The sequence below is a fragment of the Protofrankia sp. CiP1_Cm_nod3 genome, from assembly GCF_982290655.1.
The window spans coordinates 60550-63640 of record NZ_CEVIVD010000010.1; the positions used below are offsets into that span (position 1 = coordinate 60550).

General features: G+C 70.7%; 3 protein-coding genes. All 3 read left to right on the forward strand.

Translation table 11 applies throughout. The annotated features are described in order from the left end of the window. Positions 1-5 precede the first annotated feature (5 nt). The 3 genes from AC5LUJ_RS04245 (at position 6) to AC5LUJ_RS04255 (ending at position 3083) form a co-directional block, all read left to right on the forward strand. Entirely contained in the window at positions 6-689 is a 684-nt protein-coding gene (locus AC5LUJ_RS04245) for a chorismate--pyruvate lyase family protein (RefSeq protein WP_493464494.1), read from the forward strand. A gap of 514 nt (positions 690-1203) precedes the next feature. Beyond that, a complete protein-coding gene (locus tag AC5LUJ_RS04250; protein ID WP_250285669.1) occupies positions 1204-2301 on the forward strand; it encodes an ABC transporter ATP-binding protein in 1098 nt (365 codons plus the stop codon). Continuing rightward, positions 2298-3083: a DUF2705 family protein gene (locus AC5LUJ_RS04255; protein WP_250285668.1), complete on the forward strand. Its 786-nt coding sequence runs from the start codon at positions 2298-2300 to the stop codon at positions 3081-3083. Before AC5LUJ_RS04250 ends, AC5LUJ_RS04255 begins: the two co-directional genes overlap by 4 nt. The last annotated feature ends 8 nt before the right edge of the window (positions 3084-3091 follow it).

Consider the following 3091-nt stretch of genomic DNA (forward strand, 5'->3'; position numbering starts at 1 on the left):
TCACGGTGTTCCCCAGCGCCGAGCTCTCCAGCGTCGACGTCGCCGCGGCCGGCACCCTGGGGATCAGCCCGCTCGAGCAGCTGATGTTGCGCGGCGACGGGCTGACCACCACGTCACTGGAAATTCTCACCGGCCGTCGGATCACCGTCCGTGTGCGCCGTCAGCAGCGCCTCCCGCTGACCGTACCGGGCCAGCGCGGCCACGCGGCGGACGCCCGGGGAGGGGACAGCGGCTCCCTGTTCCACGAAGACCCCTGGTTCCACGCAGCGGCCACCCGCGCCCATCGCGACACCTACGCCGACATCGGGTTACGCGACCTCGAGGGCAGCCCCGGAGACGATCTCCTGGTCCGCGAGGTGCTTCTCACCGGTGACAACGGTGTCGTTCACGGGGCGGCATCCGTGCTCGCCATCGTCGACAGGCTGCCGGTCGACGTCGTGCGCGCGCTCGACACCGAGGAGCCGATCGGCAGGCTGCTCACGCGGGCCGCCCTACCGATCGTCCGTGAGCTGCGGTCATGGGGACGGCTGCCGGCCGGCGGCATCGCCACCTGCCTTGGGCCGGGTCTCAGCGCGCAGTCCCAGGTGCCGGCCCGTACCTACCGGATGCGTGACATGCGGACAGGCCGCCCCCTGACACTGATCACCGAGTGGTTCTCCCCCCGCCTGTTCGGCCTCGACCCGAGCTGACGGCACCGGCCGCGCCACGCCGCCATCCGGTCACGCCATGCCGCCATCCGAAGCGAGACGCGTCGTCATGCCCGCTCACGAGCCTCTCGCGGCCCGCTCAGACCCACTCGCGGCTCACCCACGGCCCGCCCAGGCCCGTTCACGGTCCGCTCACAGCCCGTTCGCACGGAATATCCATGGCCAGGCCGGTTGTCGCCGAACCGGCCGGACACCGATGACCGGACCACCGGTCGCGCCGACGCGCCGACCAGCGTGACCGATCGGAAACACGGGAACACAGCAGCACAGGAGCGTGGCGGCGTCGCTGCGACAAGGGCTTCCTCTACCTATCGCTACTTACTATAAGTGATATAGATCATATTCTTTGCCACTGTAAGTAACGAGCGATCGTCATTAAGCACAACTCGTTTCCATCCGTTACCCTCTGTTTCATCAAGCTCCATCAACGCCGGCCCAGCCGGGCAGCCGCCCTCGCCCGGGCCGGACGCCAAGGACCTGAGGAGGCAACCACGTAATGACGGCGGAGACTCCGGCGAGACCGCCGCGGATGCGACGGGGATCACCACGCCAGGCCCGCACCGGCCTGCCCTGCCCCCCGGCCGACGCCGCTATCTGGAGCCAAGGACTCACCAGGTGCTACGGCACCCGGCGCTCGGTGGACGGGATCGACATCCACGTCCCGATGGGAGCGCTGTCCGGGTTCGTCGGGCCGAACGGCGCCGGCAAGACGACCACCCTGCGGATGCTCCTCGGGCTGATCAGGCCCAGCGCGGGACACGCTTTCGTGCTCGGGCATCCGATCGAGCGGCCCGCCGGCTACCTGTCCAAGGTCGGGGCCATGATCGAAGGCCCGACCTTCCACCCCGGCCTGACCGGGCGGGCCAACCTGCGCATGCTGGCGCGGCTGCGCGGGCTGGGCCCGGAACGCGTCGCCGAGACGCTGTCCATGGTCGGCCTCGCCGGCCGGGCCGACGACCGGTTCGCCTCCTACTCCCTCGGCATGAAGCAGCGGCTGGGGATCGCCGCGGCCCTGCTGCCGCGCCCCGAGCTGCTGGTGCTCGACGAACCGACCAACGGGCTCGACCCGGCGGGCATCCGCGAGATCCGCTGCCTGCTCAAGGACCTGGCCGGAGGGCGCATGACAGTCTTCGTGTCCAGCCACCTGCTGTCGGAGGTCGAACAGATCTGCGACCACCTGGTGATGATCAGAGACGGGCAGCTGCTGTTCCAGGGCCATGTGACCGAGCTGCTCGCCGCCGGGGACCCACTGCTCGTCCTGACTCCCGAGCATCCCTGTGACGCGGTGCGGCTGGCCGCCCTGATGGGCGGCCACGGCCTGCGGGTCGACCCGCCCGAGCGCTCGCCGGACGGCTCGGTCAGCGTGCACGCCCCGGAGGGCTCGGCGGCGAACCTGAACAGGATCGCCATGAGCGCCGGTATCGCGCTGCGGGCGCTGCGGGCGTGCCGGCCCACGCTGGAGGAGACGTTCCTGGTCGCGACGGGGGGAGTCGACGGGGATCTGATCCCACGCAGCCGCAGCTCCCCGGACGTTCCCTCTGAGCTGCTCACCGCCGGGGCCGCCACATCGACCGCCTCGGGACGGGACTCGTGACCGCGGCGCTGCGGGCCGAATGGATCAAACTCGGCCGCACGCGTTTCTTCCTCGGCACGTTGGCGGCCGTCGTCTCGGTGGCCACGCTCGGCGCGGTACTGACCATGCTCTCAGTCGGACGTCGCGACTACGACGGGGTGCCCGTCACCGCACCCGCCATGTCCCGTCCGGACGGGGTCATGCAGGGGCTGGAGGCCGTCAGCATCCTGCTCGGCGTGGTCGGGCTCGCCGTCACCGCCGCCGTCATCGGCGCCGACTACACTCAGGGAACCCTGCGTAACCAGCTCATGGCCCAGCCGCATCGGCTCCGCCTGCTGGCAGGCAAGTGCCTGGCCCTGGCGACGTTCATGGCAACGATGATCGCCGCGGCCACCGTCGTGGCCGTGGCCGCGTCGTTCGTCATGGCTCCGATCCGAGGGGTGGACACCGGCGCCTGGCACAGCCTCGCCGGCCTGACGGAGATCGGCAAGGGCTATCTGAACGTGCTGGCCTCGTCCCTGGGGTACGCGACCCTGGGGCTGCTCGCCGGGGTCGTCTTCCGCTCTCCCGCCGCCGCGGTGTCGGTCGCGGTCGCCTACGCGCTGCCGCTGGAGATGCTGGTGTCGCGGATCTTCAGCCCGGCCGCGAGCTGGCTGCCCGCCCGGCTCATGGACGCCCTGGCCTCGGGTGCGCGGGGATACCAGGTCGGCTACGAAACCGCCGGCATACGCATCCTGATCTTCTGTGCCGTCGCGGCCGCGGTCACCCTGGTGCTGTTCGCGCGCCGCGACGTGACATCCTGACCGGCGCC

Bases quoted from the DNA above. Each gene is read 5' to 3' on its own strand.
- AC5LUJ_RS04250 (WP_250285669.1), top strand. From the start codon at position 1,204: ATGACGGCGGAGACTCCGGCGAGACCGCCGCGGATGCGACGGGGATCA.